The sequence below is a fragment of the Allobosea sp. 05T433 genome, assembly GCF_056396065.1.
The window spans coordinates 85494-101217 of record NZ_JBFTKS010000008.1; the positions used below are offsets into that span (position 1 = coordinate 85494).

Annotated in this window: 16 protein-coding genes; 9 read left to right on the plus strand and 7 right to left on the minus strand. The window is 64.5% G+C overall.

All coding sequences use genetic code 11. The features are described 5' to 3' along the window. Window positions 1-2: 2 nt before the first annotated feature. A complete protein-coding gene (locus AC1DGP_RS13405; RefSeq protein ID WP_141740062.1) occupies window positions 3-266 on the minus strand; it encodes a hypothetical protein in 264 nt (87 codons plus the stop codon). A gap of 115 nt (window positions 267-381) precedes the next feature. Here AC1DGP_RS13405 and AC1DGP_RS13410 point away from each other — a divergent pair, with 115 nt between their 5' ends. The 8 genes from AC1DGP_RS13410 (at window position 382) to AC1DGP_RS13445 (ending at window position 5985) form a co-directional block, all read left to right on the plus strand. Further along, window positions 382-528 (plus strand): hypothetical protein, encoded by a 147-nt coding sequence (locus tag AC1DGP_RS13410; RefSeq protein ID WP_441504308.1) that lies wholly within the window; start codon window positions 382-384, stop codon window positions 526-528. A 15-nt stretch (window positions 529-543) separates the two neighbouring features. After that, entirely contained in the window at window positions 544-1278 is a 735-nt protein-coding gene (aztA, locus tag AC1DGP_RS13415) for a zinc ABC transporter ATP-binding protein AztA (protein WP_476775344.1), read from the plus strand. Between the two features lie 24 nt (window positions 1279-1302). Then, window positions 1303-2178 carry a metal ABC transporter permease gene (locus AC1DGP_RS13420; protein ID WP_441487868.1) on the plus strand — a complete coding sequence of 292 codons (876 nt, stop codon included), beginning with the start codon at window positions 1303-1305 and terminating at the stop codon, window positions 2176-2178. Between the two features lie 37 nt (window positions 2179-2215). After that, a complete protein-coding gene (locus tag AC1DGP_RS13425; protein ID WP_441504306.1) occupies window positions 2216-3157 on the plus strand; it encodes a metal ABC transporter substrate-binding protein in 942 nt (313 codons plus the stop codon). A gap of 42 nt (window positions 3158-3199) precedes the next feature. Then, window positions 3200-4162, plus strand: a complete 963-nt coding sequence (locus AC1DGP_RS13430; RefSeq protein WP_069879062.1) for a CobW family GTP-binding protein — start codon at window positions 3200-3202, stop codon at window positions 4160-4162. Between the two features lie 14 nt (window positions 4163-4176). Next, complete coding sequence (locus tag AC1DGP_RS13435; RefSeq protein ID WP_476832212.1) at window positions 4177-5184, plus strand: WD40 repeat domain-containing protein; 1008 nt, start codon at window positions 4177-4179, stop codon at window positions 5182-5184. A 3-nt stretch (window positions 5185-5187) separates the two neighbouring features. Further along, complete coding sequence (locus AC1DGP_RS13440; RefSeq protein ID WP_441487865.1) at window positions 5188-5472, plus strand: hypothetical protein; 285 nt, start codon at window positions 5188-5190, stop codon at window positions 5470-5472. 84 nt (window positions 5473-5556) lie between these two features. Further along, a complete protein-coding gene (locus AC1DGP_RS13445) occupies window positions 5557-5985 on the plus strand; it encodes a GNAT family acetyltransferase (protein WP_476832213.1) in 429 nt (142 codons plus the stop codon). A gap of 19 nt (window positions 5986-6004) precedes the next feature. On the opposite strand, the gene mutT is transcribed toward AC1DGP_RS13445, so the two are convergent. The 4 genes from mutT to AC1DGP_RS13465 all read right to left on the minus strand — a co-directional run bounded on the left by mutT (window position 6005) and on the right by AC1DGP_RS13465 (window position 9770). Continuing rightward, on the minus strand, window positions 6005-6409 hold the full coding sequence (gene mutT / locus AC1DGP_RS13450; protein WP_069879059.1) for an 8-oxo-dGTP diphosphatase MutT: 405 nt from the start codon (window positions 6407-6409) through the stop codon (window positions 6005-6007). 172 nt (window positions 6410-6581) lie between these two features. Then, window positions 6582-7508, minus strand: coding sequence for a DMT family transporter (locus AC1DGP_RS13455; RefSeq protein WP_476832214.1), 927 nt, complete (start codon window positions 7506-7508; stop codon window positions 6582-6584). Further along, entirely contained in the window at window positions 7489-8739 is a 1251-nt protein-coding gene (argJ, locus tag AC1DGP_RS13460) for a bifunctional glutamate N-acetyltransferase/amino-acid acetyltransferase ArgJ (RefSeq protein WP_441487862.1), read from the minus strand. Before argJ ends, AC1DGP_RS13455 begins: the two co-directional genes overlap by 20 nt. A 170-nt stretch (window positions 8740-8909) precedes the next feature. Then, complete coding sequence (locus AC1DGP_RS13465; protein WP_441487861.1) at window positions 8910-9770, minus strand: peptidylprolyl isomerase; 861 nt, start codon at window positions 9768-9770, stop codon at window positions 8910-8912. A gap of 350 nt (window positions 9771-10120) precedes the next feature. Here AC1DGP_RS13465 and secA point away from each other — a divergent pair, with 350 nt between their 5' ends. Next, window positions 10121-12898 carry a preprotein translocase subunit SecA gene (secA, locus tag AC1DGP_RS13470; protein WP_476832215.1) on the plus strand — a complete coding sequence of 926 codons (2778 nt, stop codon included), beginning with the start codon at window positions 10121-10123 and terminating at the stop codon, window positions 12896-12898. Window positions 12899-12985: 87 nt separating this feature from the next. Here secA and AC1DGP_RS13475 read toward each other — a convergent pair whose 3' ends face one another. Together AC1DGP_RS13475 and AC1DGP_RS13480 are read right to left on the minus strand one after the other, a co-directional pair. Beyond that, entirely contained in the window at window positions 12986-13909 is a 924-nt protein-coding gene (locus tag AC1DGP_RS13475) for a TorF family putative porin (RefSeq protein ID WP_441487859.1), read from the minus strand. Between the two features lie 226 nt (window positions 13910-14135). Further along, window positions 14136-15566, minus strand: a complete 1431-nt coding sequence (locus AC1DGP_RS13480) for a L,D-transpeptidase family protein (RefSeq protein WP_441487858.1) — start codon at window positions 15564-15566, stop codon at window positions 14136-14138. Window positions 15567-15724 lie beyond the last annotated feature (158 nt).

The window sequence follows — 15724 nt, forward strand, 5'->3', positions numbered from 1 at the left end:
GTTCAGCCCTCCATCTGGCGTTTGCGCACCCGCTCCACTGACACGAACAGGGTATTGGCGGCGCCGGGCTCGACGTTGAACACGTCGAAACTCGGCGCATCCGGATGATCGGCCGGCATGTGCAGCGCCGCGGCCCCCTTGCGGCCGGCAAAGGCCATGATGCGGAAACTCAGCCCGTCAGGCAGGCCGATCTCGATCGCATCGGCCGGAATTTCCGTGACGACGCCGTCACGGACGGCTCTGAAGGTCACTCGGTCACCACTCACGCGCGCGCTCCGGTTCTGCTGCCATTGACCATGGTGGATAACGCCACGGCCGGAAGCCGACAACAATCGCGATCTCGCTTGCTCCGGAGATCGCGTAACATTATATCATTCAGCCATGAGCCATTCGCACCGCCCCGCAGCCGCTGCCCTCTCGGAAGATCCGGGCTGGTCGCTGCTGCGCCTTTCGGCGGCGGGTCGGCTCGGGCTCGCGCTCGGCATCATCGCCTTGCTCTGGCTTGCCACATTTGCAGTCATCTCCTGACGAAAGCTGCCCTTCGTGCCCGCCATTCGCCTCGATGACCTCACGCTCGGGTATGACCGTCACCCGGCGGTTCATCACCTCTCCGGCGAAATCGCCGCCGGAAGCCTGACTGCGATCGTCGGACCGAATGGCGCCGGAAAATCGACGCTGCTGAAGGCCATTGCCGGTGCCTTGACCCCGCTCGACGGGCACCTGACTCTCGCCCGCGGCAAGCGCCTCGCCTATCTCCCGCAATCGGCGGAGCTCGATCGTTCCTTCCCAATCCATGTCTACGATCTCGTTGCCATGGGGCTGTGGGGCAAGGCCGGCATCTTCGGCCGCATCGGCTTTGGAGCGAGGACCAGGATCGAGGAAGCGATCGCCGCCGTCGGCCTGACCGGCTTCGAGCGCCGCCCCATCGGCAATCTCTCCGGCGGCCAGATGCAGCGCGCGCTCTTCGCCCGCCTGCTGCTGCAGGACGCCGATATCATTCTGCTCGACGAACCCTTCACCGCCATCGATGCTCGGACCACGGCCGATCTGCTCGCCTTGGTTCAACGCTGGCATGGCGAGGCGCGCACCGTGGTTGCCGTCCTCCACGATATCGAGACGGTGAAACGCGCCTTCCCCGAGACGCTGCTGCTGGCCCGGGAGGCTGTCGCCTGGGGCGCGACCAACGACGTCCTGACGCCTGAAAACCAGCTCAAGGCCCGGCGCATGGTCGAGGCTTTCGACAGCCATGCGCCCGCCTGCGACCGCGACGCGGCCTGAACCTTCCGCAAACCTGGCACGCCGATGCTCCACGATATTTTCATCGGCCCCTTCGCCGAATTCGACTTCATGCGCCGGGCCCTTGTCGGCGTCTTCGCGCTCGCCGTCTCCGGCGCGCCGATCGGCGTCTTCCTGATGCTGCGACGCATGAGCCTGACCGGCGACGCCATGGCACATGCGATCCTGCCCGGCGCTGCCATCGGCTATCTCGTCGCCGGGTTCTCGCTGCCAGCCATGACGATTGGCGGCCTCGTCGCCGGCTTTGCCGTCGCGCTGGCGGCCGGCGCGGTCGCCCGGCTGACCGTGATGAAGGAGGATGCCTCGCTTGCCGCCTTCTACCTGATCTCACTGGCGCTCGGCGTCACCATCGTCTCGCTGCGCGGCTCGGCGGTCGACCTTTTCCATGTCCTGTTCGGCAATGTGCTGGCGCTGGATGACGATGTGCTGGTGCTGCTTTCGAGTGTCGCGACACTGACCCTGGTCACGCTGGCCTTGGCCTATCGCCCTCTCGTGCTCGAATGCGTCGATCCGGGCTTCCTGCGCTCGGTCAGCCGCTCCGGCGGTGTCGTGCATCTCACCTTCCTTGGCCTCGTCGTGCTCAATCTGGTCGCCGGTTTCCATGCGCTCGGCACCCTGCTTGCGGTCGGCCTGATGATGCTGCCTGCTGCCGCAGCGCGCTTCTGGACAGCCGACATCACGCGACTGATCCTGCTCGCCTCCGGTTTCGGTATCCTGTCCGGCTATGCCGGGCTGGTTGTCTCATACTCGGCCGGCAGCAATCTTCCCGCGGGCCCAGCCGTCATCCTGTCCGCCGGCGCACTCTATCTCGGCTCACTCCTGTTCGGCACGCAGGGCGGGCTCGCACGCCGGCTCTTGCCTCGGTCCCATCTCCAACGTTAGTAATGTTATAGTGTTTCATTATTCGCTGGAAAGCCGCATGTTGAATCGTCGTTGCCTCATCGCCGGGCTCACCGCGGGACTGGCCCTCTCGGCCGCGCCGCTGATCGCGCGTGCCCAGGAGAAACTGCCGGTCGTTGCGAGCTTCTCGATCCTTGGCGACTTCGCCAGGGAGATCGGCGGCGAACGCGTCGCGGTGACGATTCTCGTCGGCCCTGATGGCGATGCGCATGTCTATTCGCCGACGCCGGCCGATGCGAAGAGCGTGGCGGCGGCGAAGCTGGTCCTGATCAACGGGCTCAAATTCGAAGGCTGGTTGTCCCGGCTGATCAAGTCCTCCGGCACGAGCGCAACCGTCGTGACGGCGACGCGGGCAATCTCTCCCCTGAAGCTGCAGGACGACGATCATGACCACGGCAAGTCGGGCGGCCATGATCATGCGGGCGGGGACGACCCTCATGCCTGGCAGAGCGTCGTCAACGCCAGGCTCTATGTCGCGAATATCCGCGATGCGCTGAGCGCGGCCGACCCTGCCGGCAAGGTGGCTTACGAGGCCAATGCCGCGGCCTATCTCGGCAAGCTCGATGGACTTCAAGGCGAGATCCAGGCTGCCGTAGCCCGCATCCCGGTCGACCGACGCAAGGCCATCACGTCGCACGATGCCTTTGGTTATTTCGTCAGGGCCTATGGCATTGAATTCGTGGCGCCACAGGGTGTTTCGACCGAGGCTGAAGCCTCGGCCAGGGACGTGGCGCGCATCATTCGCCAGGTTAAGGCGCAGAAAATTCCGGCGGTCTTCCTCGAGAATATCACCAATCCCCGGTTGATCGAGCAGATCGCGCGCGAAACCGGAGCCAAGATCGGCGGCCGGCTCTACTCCGATGCACTCTCGACCGCATCCGGCCCTGCCGGGACTTACATCGAGATGATGCGACACAATATAAGGCAGATCGAAAAGGCGCTCGGCACAGGCGCAGCGTAAGCTGCGCTGACGAGCGGCACTCGGCAGCAATCAGGTCGTCCCATGTCTGAAAAGATCCCCGTTACCGTGCTCACCGGCTATCTCGGAGCCGGCAAGACCACGCTCCTCAACCGCATCCTCACCGAAGACCACGGCAAGAAGTTCGCCGTGATCGTCAACGAGTTCGGCGAGGCCGGCATCGATGGCGACCTCGTCGTCGGCGCCGACGAGGAAGTCTTCGAGATGAACAACGGTTGCATCTGCTGCACCGTCCGCGGCGACCTGATCCGCATCCTCGACGGGCTGATGAAGCGCAAGGGCAAGTTCGACGCGATCATCGTCGAGACCACCGGCCTCGCCGACCCGGCCCCCGTCGCACAGACCTTCTTCGTCGACCAGGATGTCGGCGATGCGACCAAGCTCGACGCCGTCGTCACCGTGACCGACGCCAAATGGCTGAAGGACCGCCTGAAGGATGCTCCCGAGGCGAAGAACCAGATCGCCTTTGCCGACGTCATCATTCTCAACAAGACCGATCTGGTCACGGCCGAGGAACTGGCCGGGGTCGAGGCGGCGATCCGCGCGATCAACCCCTATGCCAAGCTGCACAAGGCGACCCGCTGCGACGTCGCGATCGACAAGCTGCTCGACCGCAACGCCTTCGATCTCGATCGGATTCTCGACATCGAGCCCGATTTTCTCGAGTCCGGCCATCACCATCATCATTCCGATGATGTGCGCTCGATGTCGTTCACGATCCCCGGCGATGTCGATCCCGACAAGTTCATGCCGTGGATCAACGACATCTCTCAGGCGCAGGGTCCCAACATCCTGCGTTCCAAGGGCATCCTGTCCTTCAAGAACGAGCCGCGCCGCTTCGTTTTCCAGGGCGTGCACATGATTCTCGACGGCGATCTGCAGCGTGACTGGAAGGCAGACGAGAAGCGTGAATCGCGTCTCGTCTTCATCGGCCGCGATCTCGACGAGAACGAGTTGCGCAAGGGGTTTATGGCCTGCGCGGCGTGAGCTAAAGCCACGCCATGGACACGCAGACAAAACCCGTTTCGCTCCGCGAGCATGTCGTCCCGGTCACGGCCGGCGAGCATGTCGTCTCGGCTTCATGGCTCAAGCAGACGCTGGTGTTTGCGCTCGCCGACGGGCGCGTGCTGCGCTGGCATGACGGTGAGGCCGAGAGCATTGACGCCCATGCTGGCGGTATCCTCTCCGCCTGCTCCGATGGCGAGCGCCTGATCAGCGGCGGCGATGACGGACGTGTCGTCGCCACGGCGGCCGAGGGTGAGCCGGTCGAGATCTACCGTGATCCCAAGCGGCGCTGGATCGATGCCGTGACGTTCTCAGGCTCGGGTGCCATCGCCTGGAACACCGGAAAGACCGTCCATGCCCGCGACGACAAGGGCAAGCTCCGGTCCTTCGACTTCGCCTCGACACCGCAGGGCCTCGTCTTTGCACCTAAGGGGTACAGGCTCGCCGTCGCGCAGATGAACGGCGTCTCGCTCTGGTATCCGAACACCGAAGCGAAGCCTGAATTCCTGGAATGGAAGGGGTCGCATCTCGACGTGACCTGGTCCGCCGACGGCCGCTTCGTCGTCTCGTCGATGCAGGAGAACGCGCTGCACGGCTGGCGCCTCGGCGACAAGCCGACGCATATGCGCATGACAGGCTATCCGGCAAAGCCACGCTCGCTGTCCTGGTCGCATGACGGGCTCTGGCTCGCCTCCAGCGGCGCGGATGCGGCCATCATCTGGCCCTTCCAGGGCGAAGGCCCGACGGGCAAGGCCCCGCGCGAGTGCGGCGCGCGCCATGCCAAGGTCACCCGCGTCGCCTTCCACCCCAAGGCGCTCGTGCTGGCCGTCGGCTATGACGATGGCTGCATCCTGCTGGTCCGGCTGACCGATGCCTCCGAGCTGCTGGTGCGCCCTCCGCTCAAGGCCAGCGGTATCACGGCCTTCGCCTGGGACAAGCTTGGCAAGCGCCTCGCCTTCGGCGCCGAGGATGGTGCGGCCGGCATCCTGACCCTGCCGACCTGAGCGATGCGCTTCGGCCTCTTCGGCAAGGACCCTGCGGGCAAGGCCGTCGCTTCGGAAGCGGCCACCCGGATCAAGGCCGAGACCCGGGACCTCCTCGGCCTGCCGGAGCGGGCCGCGATCGCCGTCAACGAGATCCTCTGTGCAGACCCCGCCTGCCCCGGCACCGAGACGGTGATCCTGGTGATGAACCCCGGTGAGAAGACCAGGGCCTACAAGGCGCAGATGCCAATGGCGGAGCTGACGCGGGAGGCCTTGATCGTGACGTTGGAATTGGTCGCGGATCGCTAAAGCATCGGCCCGAAAAGTGGATTGCGGTTTTCCGGAAAGCCGATGCAGACACGAGAGCCAAGTGCCTGAACCGAGGGGTAGCGCGTGACGGACTCACTCTTGATCCGCGATATCGGCGATGATGACGTCGAACAGGTCAGCTCTCTCTGGCGCGCCGCCGGCATCGCGCGCCGCTGGAACGACCCTGAAACCGATATCGCCTTTGCTCGCCGTGATTCGCACTCGACCGTCCTGGTCGCAGTGCTGGACGGCACGATCGTCGCAACGGTGATGGTCGGCGAGGATGGACATCGCGGCTGGGTCTACTACGTCGCGGCTGATCCGGAGCATCAGGGCCAGGGCCTTGGCCGCCGCATCATGGACGCGGCCGAGCACTGGCTCGCCGAACGTGGGGTGTGGAAGCTGAACCTGCTCGTCCGCGGCGACAACGCCAGGGTCAAGCAGTTCTACGAGCACCTGGGCTATACCGACACGCAGTCGACCTGTTTCCAGAAGGTCCTCTCCCGGGCCTGACGCGGCCTCGAACAGCCCGTCACGCCCCCAAGAGATCGATCAGGTGCGGGATCAGCGGCTCGTCGGCCGGCGGCATGGCGAGATCCCGCAGCTTGCCGGGCCGCACCCATTTCAGCGCCTGACCTTCTGCGGAGACGACCGCACCTTCCCAACGCCGGCAGATATAGAGCGGCATCAGCAGGTGGAATTCCGGATAGGCGTAGCTCGCGAAGGTCAGGGGCGCCAGGCAGTCCTCTTTCACGCTGATGCCGAGTTCCTCAGACAGCTCGCGGATCAGCGCCGGCTCCGGCCGCTCCCCCGCTTCGAGCTTGCCGCCGGGGAATTCCCACAGTCCGGCAAGCGACTTGCCCTCCGGACGCTGCGTGACGAGAACGCGGTTGTCGGTATCGATCAGTGCACAGGCAACAACGAGAAGCAGTTTCACGAAGGCTCAGGTCCCGGAGAGGAGGCGATGGCTCACGCTCCTTACCGTCAACGGTGGCCGCGTCATAGGCCGAACCGTCTGTTCCGGTGAGCGCATCCGCCTCGCGGCCGGATCTCCTTCGCGAGGACGCTCGGCCCCGAGGAGCAAGGCAAGCGCCGCCCCCGGGTGCGGCTCAGGCCTCCCTCACCCGTCGTGCCGTCGAGACCAGAAACACCCCGACGAGGATGATGCAGCCCCCGACGAGCTGCCGCAGCTCCAGTGTTTCACCAAGGATGAGCACACCCATGACGGTCGCGACGGTGGGAACGAGATAGCCGGTCATCGCCGCCCGCGTCGGCCCCGCCGCACGGATCAGCTTCATGAAGATCGCCATCGGGACCGCCGTCGAGGCGACTCCGAGCGCTAGCATGACAGGCAGGTGATTCTGGATCGGAAGCAGTCCGGCGGGCCCGATGAAGACGAGTGTCAGCCCAAGCGCGACAATCCCGGAGACGACCTGCTGGCCGAGCGCGAGGCGCGCGGGATTTCCGGCTGGGGCAGGCACGGCACGGACATAGAGATTCCCGGCAGCATAGGCCAGCATCACACCGACCATGGCGGCGACGCCATAGGCAGTCGCGCCGCCTGCGACCAGGCGGGGGCCGATCAGGATCGCGACGCCGACCATCCCGAGCAGGACGCCAAGGACACGGCGGCCGGAAAGCCGCTCCTCCGCAAAGAGAAAATGCGCGAAGATCGCGGTCACCAGCGGACCGGCGGCCTGGATCATCGCCGCAGGCCCGCTGGCGAGCTGCGTCAGCGCATAGGCGACGAGCACATTCGGCACCCAGCCATTGGTGGTGCCGAGCACGAGCCAGTGCCGGAGTTCATGCCGCCGGGGCAATGGGCTCTGCCCGAGAAAGCTCACCCAAAGGGCCAGCGCTGTCGCCCCGAGCAGACCGCGCCCCGCCGCGACGGCCAGCGGCGGCACCTCGCCGCTCATCAGCTTGATGAACAGGAAGCTGCAGCCCCAGAAGAACGAGCAGAGGAACAGATTGCCGACGATGAAGCTCCGGCTGGGTTCAGCCGGAGCGGTCGCCTCAGGAGCGATAATCGCCATTGATCTCGACATAGGCCTTGGTGAGATCGCAGGTCCAGACGGTGGACTTGCCCCGGCCCAGCCCGAGATCGGCCGTGATGACGATGTCGTCGCCCTTCATGTAGTCGGAGACGGCGGTCTCGTCATAGGACGGCGCACGGGCGCCCTGCTTCGCGACCGTGATGTCGCCGAAGGAGATGTCGAGCCTGTCGCGATCGGCCGGCTCGCCGGCCTTGCCGACGGCCATGACGACGCGGCCCCAATTGGCGTCCTCGCCGGCGATCGCCGTCTTGACCAGCGGCGAATTCGCGATCGAGAGCGCAACGCGCTTGGCAGAGCGCGCGGAGGTGGCACCGGTGACCCGCACCTCGACGAATTTCCGCGCACCTTCGCCGTCCTTGCAGACGAGATGGGACAGCTCGAGAAGCAATGCATTGAGCGCACGCTTGAAGCCGGAGAGGCGTGCATCATTGACCTCGGTGATCTCCGGCACGCCGCGCGCCGCCGCCTTCCCCGTGGCGAACAGCATCAGCGTGTCGGAGGTCGAGGTGTCGCTGTCGACCGTGACGGCATTGAATGAACCCTTGACGCCCTTGGAAAGCAGCGCCTGCAACACCGGCGCGGCAATCGGCGCGTCGGTGAAGACGAAGGAGAGCATCGTCGCCATGTCGGGCGCGATCATGCCGGCGCCCTTGGCAATGCCGGCGATGACCACCTCATGCCCGTCGATCTTCGCCTTACGCGAGAGCGCCTTGGGGAAGGTGTCGGTGGTCATGATCGCCTTGGCCGCATCGATCCACGGGCCGTCCGCCGCGCGGGAGGCGCAGTCCTTCAGGACGCCCTCGAACTTCGTCGCATCCAGCGGCTCGCCGATCACGCCTGTGGAGGCGATGAAAACCTCCTGCGGCTTGCAGCCGGCCGCCTTGGCGGCGATCTCGGCGGTCAGCTTGACGGAATCGCGGCCCTTGAGGCCGGTAAAGGCATTGGCGTTGCCGGAATTGACGACGATCGCCCGCGCCTTGCCTTGCGCCAGGTTCTCACGGCACCAGTCGACCGGCGCGGAGGGGCATTTCGAGCGGGTGAAGACACCGGCGGCCTGCGTACCCTCGTCGAGCAGCATGAAGACCACATCTGTCCGCCCCTTGTAGCGAATGCCCGCTTCGGCGGTGGCAAAACGCACGCCCGGCACGGCCGGGACCTTGGGCTGGCGTTTCGGCGCGAGCGGGGAAACGGGAACATCCTTGCCAGCCATCGAAGCATCTCCTGAAACGAGGCGTCCGATGTGCCGCAGCAGCGGACGGAAGACAAGAGTTGGAAATGCAGAGCCCAAACGCATGATGCCCGGGTTTGCCCCGGGCATCATGTCGCAATTCTCCCTGAAATTACCGGGCCAGGCCCGGGAACGGAGCAACGATCAGCCGCTCAGGGCTTCTTCGGCTCGGCCGGCTTGTCCGCGGGCTTCTCGGCTGGCTTGTCCAGCCGCTCGACCTTGGCCTTCTCGCGCATCGCCAGCACGATGTCCTGCTGGGCCTTGCGCTCGAGATACTGGTCGATCTGCGGCTTGACATCCTCGAACTTGGGCAGCGGCTTGGAGCGCTTGTCCTCGACCTTGATGACATGCCACCCAAACTGGCTCTGCACCGGCTCCGAGATCTGTCCCTTCTCGAGCTTGAAGGCAGCCTCCGAGAACTGCGGAACCATGCGCTCCTTCGTGAACCAGCCGAGATCGCCGCCTTCCTTGCCCGAACCAGGATCCTTGGAGAGCTCGGCTGCGACCTTGGCGAAATCCTCGCCCTTCTTCACCCGTGCCGCAGCGTCCTTGGCCTTGGCTTCATCCTCGACCAGGATGTGGCGCGCATGCACCTCTTCCTCGGGCGCCATGGCCTTGACGGTATCTTCGAAGAGCTTCTTCGCCGCTTCCGGCGTCGCAGCCTTCTTGGCCTCGCGCGTCAGATACTCGTCGAGCAGCACCTTCTCGCGGTAATAGGCGAGGCGCGACGCGAAATCCGGCCCTTCCGCGATCTTGGCTGCTACGGCAGCCTTGGCCCCAAGCTTGAGGTCGACGAGGTAGTTGATCACCTCGTCGCGCTTGCGGTCTTCGGGGAGCTGCGCGAGGCGTTCGCCCAGATCTTCGCTGGCAAGCGTCATGTCGCGCTCGGTGATCGCGATTCCGTCGACCTTGGCCACGACCTTGTCCGCCTGAGCGAAGGCCGGCAGGGCAAGCATCGGTGCGCCGGCCAATGCAAGCCCAAGCGGCAGCATGGCGAAACGGGACAATTTCATCGGGACGGCCTTTCGCTGATGTCCAGAATAATGCTGGCGCTCCACTGCCAGTTGAACACGGCGAAGGCAAGGCGATTGAGCCACTTAGAGGTTGCCTGAAGATTGCTTTTCGGTAATCCGCAGGCGCTTTTTACATCCCCGCCACCGATCCCCTTGGCACCTGCGGTGCAAAACCCCACATCCCGGCGAGCGATGCCTCACGATCAGCGCGCCGGCTCCGGCAAAAGCGACGCTGGACCCCGCACCCGCACGCGTCTAAACACGCGGTCGAATTGAGATAATCCGGCTTCCGTCGGCGCAGGATGATGACCATGCGCCGCCGCGAGCCAGGCACCGAAAGAAGGCCAGACATGCTTGGCGCGCTCGCAAAGAAACTCTTCGGCTCGTCGAATGACCGGCGCGTCAAGGGCTATGCCCCTCGCGTCGCCGCGATCAATGCCCTCGAAAAGGAAGTCGCCGCCCTCAGCGATGAGGCGCTGCAGGCCCGTACTCAGGAATTCCGCCAGCAATTGGCGAACGGCGCCAAGCTCGACGATCTGCTCGTGCCGGCCTTCGCAACCGTGCGCGAAGCTGCCAAGCGCGTGCTCGGCCAGCGGCCCTACGATGTCCAGCTCATCGGCGGTATCGTGCTGCACGAGGGTGCGATCTCGGAAATGAAGACCGGCGAAGGCAAGACGCTGGTCGCGACGCTGCCGACCTATCTCAACGCGCTTGAAGGCAAGGGCGTCCATGTCGTCACGGTCAACGACTACCTAGCCCGCCGCGACGCCGAATGGATGGGCAAGCTCTACAACTTCCTCGGCCTGACCACCGGCATCATCGTCCACGGCATCGATGACGACGAGCGCCAGCGCGCCTATGCCAGCGACATCACCTACGGCACCAACAACGAATTCGGCTTCGACTATCTGCGCGACAACATGAAATACGACGTCGCGCAGATGTCGCAGCGCGGCCACCATTTCGCGATCGTCGACGAGGTCGATTCGATCCTGGTCGACGAAGCCCGCACGCCGCTGATCATTTCCGGCCCGCTCGACGACAAGTCCGATCTTTATGTCATGATCGACAAGCTCATCCCCTCGCTGGTCAAGACCGATTTCGAAGTCGATGAGAAGCAGCGCGCCGTCTCCCTGACCGAGGCCGGCAACGAGCATATCGAGGAGCTGCTGCGCCAGGCCGATCTGCTCAAGGAAGGCGATCTCTACGACGCGGCCAACGTCACGCTGGTCCATCACGTCAACCAGGCCCTGCGCGCCCACTCGCTGTTCACCCGCGACAAGGATTACATCGTCCGCAACGACGAAGTCGTGATCATCGATGAGTTCACCGGCCGCATGATGCCCGGCAGGCGCTACTCCGAGGGCCTGCACCAGGCCCTGGAGGCCAAGGAGCACGTCACGGTCCAGCCCGAGAACGCGACGCTCGCCTCCATCACCTTCCAGAACTATTTCCGGCTCTATTCTAAGCTCGCCGGCATGACCGGTACGGCCTCGACCGAAGCTGACGAGTTCTTCCAGATCTACAAGCTGGAAGTGCTCGAGATCCCGACCAACGTCCCCGTCGCGCGCCTCGACGAGGATGACGAGGTCTATCGCACCTTCGAGGAAAAGGTCCGTGGCGTTATCCGCGAAATCAAGGCCTCGCAGGACAATGGCCAGCCCATGCTGGTCGGCACCACGTCGATCGAGCGCTCCGAGCTCGTCGCCGAAATGCTGAGCAAGGAAGGCTTCAAGCAGATCGATTTCAGCGCTCCGAACGCTTTGGAGCCGATCTATGAGGCCGCCCGCCAGGGCAAGCCATCCAAGTATTTCGCCGTGCTGAACGCCCGCTTCCACGAGCAGGAAGCCTATATCGTCGCCCAGGCTGGCGCCCCAGGGGCGATCACCATCGCCACCAACATGGCCGGCCGTGGCACTGACATCCAGCTCGGCGGCAATGCCGAGATGCGGATCCAGCACGATCTGCGCGACATGCCCGAAGGGCCCGAGCGTGACGAGAAGGCCAAGGCGATCCGCGCCGAGGTCGCCGACTTCAAGCAGCGCGTGCTCAAGGCTGGCGGACTCTACATCGTCGGTACCGAGCGCCATGAGAGCCGGCGCATCGACAACCAGCTCCGTGGCCGTGCCGGCCGCCAGGGCGACCCGGGCCGCTCGAAATTCTTCCTGTCGCTGCAGGACGATCTGATGCGGATCTTCGGCTCCGACCGCATGGACGGAATGCTGCAGAAGCTCGGCCTCAAGGAGGACGAGGCCATCGTCCATCCCTGGATCAACAAGGCCGTCGAGAAGGCGCAGGGCAAGGTCGAGGCGCGCAACTTCGACATCCGCAAGAACATCCTGAAATACGACGACGTCATGAACGACCAACGCAAGGTCGTCTTCGAGCAGCGCCGCGATTTCATGCGCCAGGCGAGCGTGCGCGAGACCATCGACGACATGCGCCACGGCGTCGTCGAGGACGTCGTAACCCGCCGCATCCCCGAAGAGGCCTATGCAGAGCAGTGGGATGCTGCTGGCCTGCGCGAAGACGTCCATAACTTCCTCAATCTCGATTTGCCGATCGAGGACTGGGCCAAGGAGGAAGGCATCGCCGACGCGGAACTCCGCGAACGCATCCGCACCCAGGCCGACCTGGCCTATGCCGAGCGCATCGCCCGCAACACCGAAGAGGTCATGACCTATGTCGAGAAGCAGGTGCTGCTGCAGACGCTCGACCATCTCTGGCGCGAGCATCTCGTCACGCTCGACCATCTCCGCCAGGTTGTCGGCTGGCGCGGCTATGCCCAGCGCGACCCGCTGAACGAGTACAAGCAGGAAGCCTTCGAGCTCTTCGACGGGTTGATCGGCCATCTGCGCGAGCAGGTCACCGGCAACCTGATGCGCATCGAGGTCCGCTTCGATCAGCCGGAGGATGGCATCCTGCCACCCCAGGATACCCTGCCTGCTCCCGCCTTCGGCGATTACGGCGGCAGCGGCCTGCAATATGCCGCAGTCGAAGAGGGCGAGGTCGCGGTTGTGGACCGTGACCCGACCGATCCATCGAGCTGGGGCAAGGTCGGCCGCAACGAGCCCTGCCCGTGCGGCTCCGGCAAGAAGTTCAAGCACTGCCACGGGCAGTTCGCCTGACACCCCGGTGGCCTCAAGCTTCGGAATATGAAAAAGGGCCGCTCTCACGAGCGGCCCTCTTCGTTTGTCCTGCATGATCGCGCGGCGTCACTTCGGCGCGAAGACCCCGACGCTGCTGGCCGTGATGTCGAAGGAGAGCGTCCCGACTACGGTCGGGTTGCACCAGTTCGAGCTATAGCCGCCTCCCGCGTTGCCTCGGGTGATCCCGCGCGGATCGGAGGTCAGCAGGAAGCAGTTGGCCTTGGACAGGTTGGTGTCGTGATAGCGCAGATCGGCGGTCAGGTTCTTGTAGGTGTAGGACAGGCCGGCATTCCAGTAATTGTAGTCGGGCAGCCGGATCGGCGTCGGGAACGCGATGTTGGTACTGGTGGTGCCGAGCCAGTAGCGGCCGAACTCGCCAGAGACCGAGAGACCCTCGAGGAAGGGCAGATTGTACTTGGCCGTCAGCGAAGCGTAGGTGCCCGTTGCGCCCGTGCCGAGCCAGTCCCAGGCATAGAAGACATTGGCGCCGAGCGTGGCCTTGTCCTCCCAGTTATAGGAGACCTTGCCGGCAAGCTCGGTGAAATCGGTATTGCGCGGCGTCCAGATCACGCCGAGCCCGTCGATGAAGCGCTTCTCATTCGGATAATAATATTGGATCACGCCCAGGTCGAAGGTGACCGGGCCGAATTTCGGACGGATACCGCCATAGAAGTCGATCTCGGCGGGCGGGCTGGTCGCGAGATCGACATTGGCACCGAAGACGCCGAGATAGAACAGGTTGTCATAGAACTGCAGCTCCACCGAGCCTTGGGCGCCGGGCTTGCGGTCCGTCTGCGAGATGCCGCGGAAAACGTAGTCGGTCACGCCCTTGATGCTGACCGCAGCATCGATCCAGGTGATGCTCGGCGGAACCGGTGCCGGCGGCGGACCCTTCTTGCTTGGCAGGTCGGATGCCTGGGCCGCACCAGCAAACATGGCGAGCGACAGCGCCGCGCCAGTCGCCGGAAGACGTATCAGATCGAGAACCATCAGTAGCTCCGTCAAAAGACAGAAACCGCGCGCGAATTGCCGCGTTTCTGCCCCAATCAGGCCGATGGAACCGGATTCTCAGCAAGACGAGCTTTTTGGCATCCTGCACAGGAAAATCGCAGAAGCCGCCCGTCGGGCGGCATCTGCGCTGTCAAAATGAGCTTCTGCGAGGAAGTCAGGATCTGGTGATATTTTTGTCACGCATCGAATGCGTGACAAAGGAGACTCAACGGGTCGCGGACTGGCTCGAATAGGCAGCGTTCGACTGGTCGAGTTGCGTCGTGCGCAGCGTGTCTGCCCGACGCGGCGGCAGCGGCGTGCGCACATTGGTCGGCTTCGCCGGGACCACGGAAGCGACTGGCGCGGCCACAGGCGCCTCCACAGGCTGCGCCGAGCCTCCGATCAAGGGCACGAAGCTCAGCGCACGCTGATAGAAGGGGCGGTTATCAGCGACGGTGCCCACGGCAGGGGCCGCCGGCACCGCGCTGGCAACGACTGGCACCTGCTGGGCAGCACCCGGCAGGACCTTGGCCACCTGGGTCGCGGCGACGGCCGCGGCCGGCGCAGCGGCGGGCTTGACCACCACAGCGGGAGCAGCAGCCGGCGTCGCCGCCACTTCGGCCGGCGCGGAGGCGACAGCCGCAAGCACGGCCTCATTGTCCGCCGAAGCCGCACGCACGGTCGCCTTGGTCCGTCCCTTGTCGTCCAGCACGACGACGCGCGGGCCAACGGTCAGCGCGTCCGGGCGGCTGATGCCGACATCCCGCGAAGCCCAGGATGCCGACCTGTTCAGCGAATCGGAACCGCCCGCGACGAGAGCCTGCTTGAAGGAGTTATGCTGGTCGCCGTCATCATAGATCAGCTTCACCGCCGGTGTGCCCTTGGCCACCAGCGCCGCAACCTGGACGTCATCCTGCTGGCGCTTCTGCGCCACGGCCGCGCCGAGATTGCCACCGTTGAAGACATAGCGGCCGCCGCTGACGCCGACGCTCGGCTCATCCTTGGCGACCTCGAAATAGTCCGAGCCTTCCTTCAGGTTCTTCCAGAAGGCGATATTGGGGTCGAGCCGGTGCTTGGCGAGGTTTTCCGGCGTCATCCGGAAGGGGAAGGCCTGCATCTGCACGGCCTTCTGGCCGGCGCCCTGTGCTTCGCGCACCAGCGCATAGATCTCGCCGATCTGATCGTCGGTCATCGAATAGCAGCCCGCCGAGGAGCAGGCGCCATGAACCATCAAATGCGCACCGGTGCGCCCATGGGACCGGTCATAGGCATTGGGATAGCCCATGTTGAATGAGACATAATAGGACGAATTCGGGTTCATCTGCCCCGGGGAGATGGCATAGAAGCCCTCCGGCGCCATGCGATCGCCTTCGCGGACCTTCGGACCGAGCTGGCCGGACCAGCGGCACATCGGGAAGGTCTTCAGCAACTCGTAGCGGCCATCGCCCTTGCGCTTCCAGACCTCGAGCTCCGACTCCTTCTTGTAGGAGCGGATCAGGATCGGCTGATCCTTGCTCATGCCCTTCTCGGACATCAGCGCATAGGTCGCCGATGGGATCGGGATGTTATGGCGCGCAGAGCCGCGATACCGCTCCTCTTCGCAGGCGCCCAGGGTCAAAGCAACGAGCGCCACGAGGGCGATGTGTCTTGCTGCCACGTCGTCGATCCCATTGATCAAGCGGTCGTCGCCGACCTTCTATGCTCAAGACGGCAAAATCGTGCCGCTCATCATGGTTGTGAAGCGTTAGGCTTGACCGTTCCTTACCACAAGGGGGTCAGATCTGGCCATACGGTAAAGGAAGCGTAAACAGCGGG

Bases quoted from the DNA above. Each gene is read 5' to 3' on its own strand.
- AC1DGP_RS13475 (WP_441487859.1), bottom strand. From the start codon at position 13,909: ATGGTTCTCGATCTGATACGTCTTCCGGCGACTGGCGCGGCGCTGTCG.
- AC1DGP_RS13410 (WP_441504308.1), top strand. From the start codon at position 382: ATGAGCCATTCGCACCGCCCCGCAGCCGCTGCCCTCTCGGAAGATCCG.
- secA (WP_476832215.1), top strand. From the start codon at position 10,121: ATGCTTGGCGCGCTCGCAAAGAAACTCTTCGGCTCGTCGAATGACCGG.
- AC1DGP_RS13420 (WP_441487868.1), top strand. From the start codon at position 1,303: ATGCTCCACGATATTTTCATCGGCCCCTTCGCCGAATTCGACTTCATG.
- AC1DGP_RS13425 (WP_441504306.1), top strand. From the start codon at position 2,216: ATGTTGAATCGTCGTTGCCTCATCGCCGGGCTCACCGCGGGACTGGCC.
- argJ (WP_441487862.1), bottom strand. From the start codon at position 8,739: ATGGCTGGCAAGGATGTTCCCGTTTCCCCGCTCGCGCCGAAACGCCAG.
- AC1DGP_RS13430 (WP_069879062.1), top strand. From the start codon at position 3,200: ATGTCTGAAAAGATCCCCGTTACCGTGCTCACCGGCTATCTCGGAGCC.
- AC1DGP_RS13435 (WP_476832212.1), top strand. From the start codon at position 4,177: ATGGACACGCAGACAAAACCCGTTTCGCTCCGCGAGCATGTCGTCCCG.
- AC1DGP_RS13440 (WP_441487865.1), top strand. From the start codon at position 5,188: ATGCGCTTCGGCCTCTTCGGCAAGGACCCTGCGGGCAAGGCCGTCGCT.
- AC1DGP_RS13465 (WP_441487861.1), bottom strand. From the start codon at position 9,770: ATGAAATTGTCCCGTTTCGCCATGCTGCCGCTTGGGCTTGCATTGGCC.
- AC1DGP_RS13455 (WP_476832214.1), bottom strand. From the start codon at position 7,508: ATGGCGATTATCGCTCCTGAGGCGACCGCTCCGGCTGAACCCAGCCGG.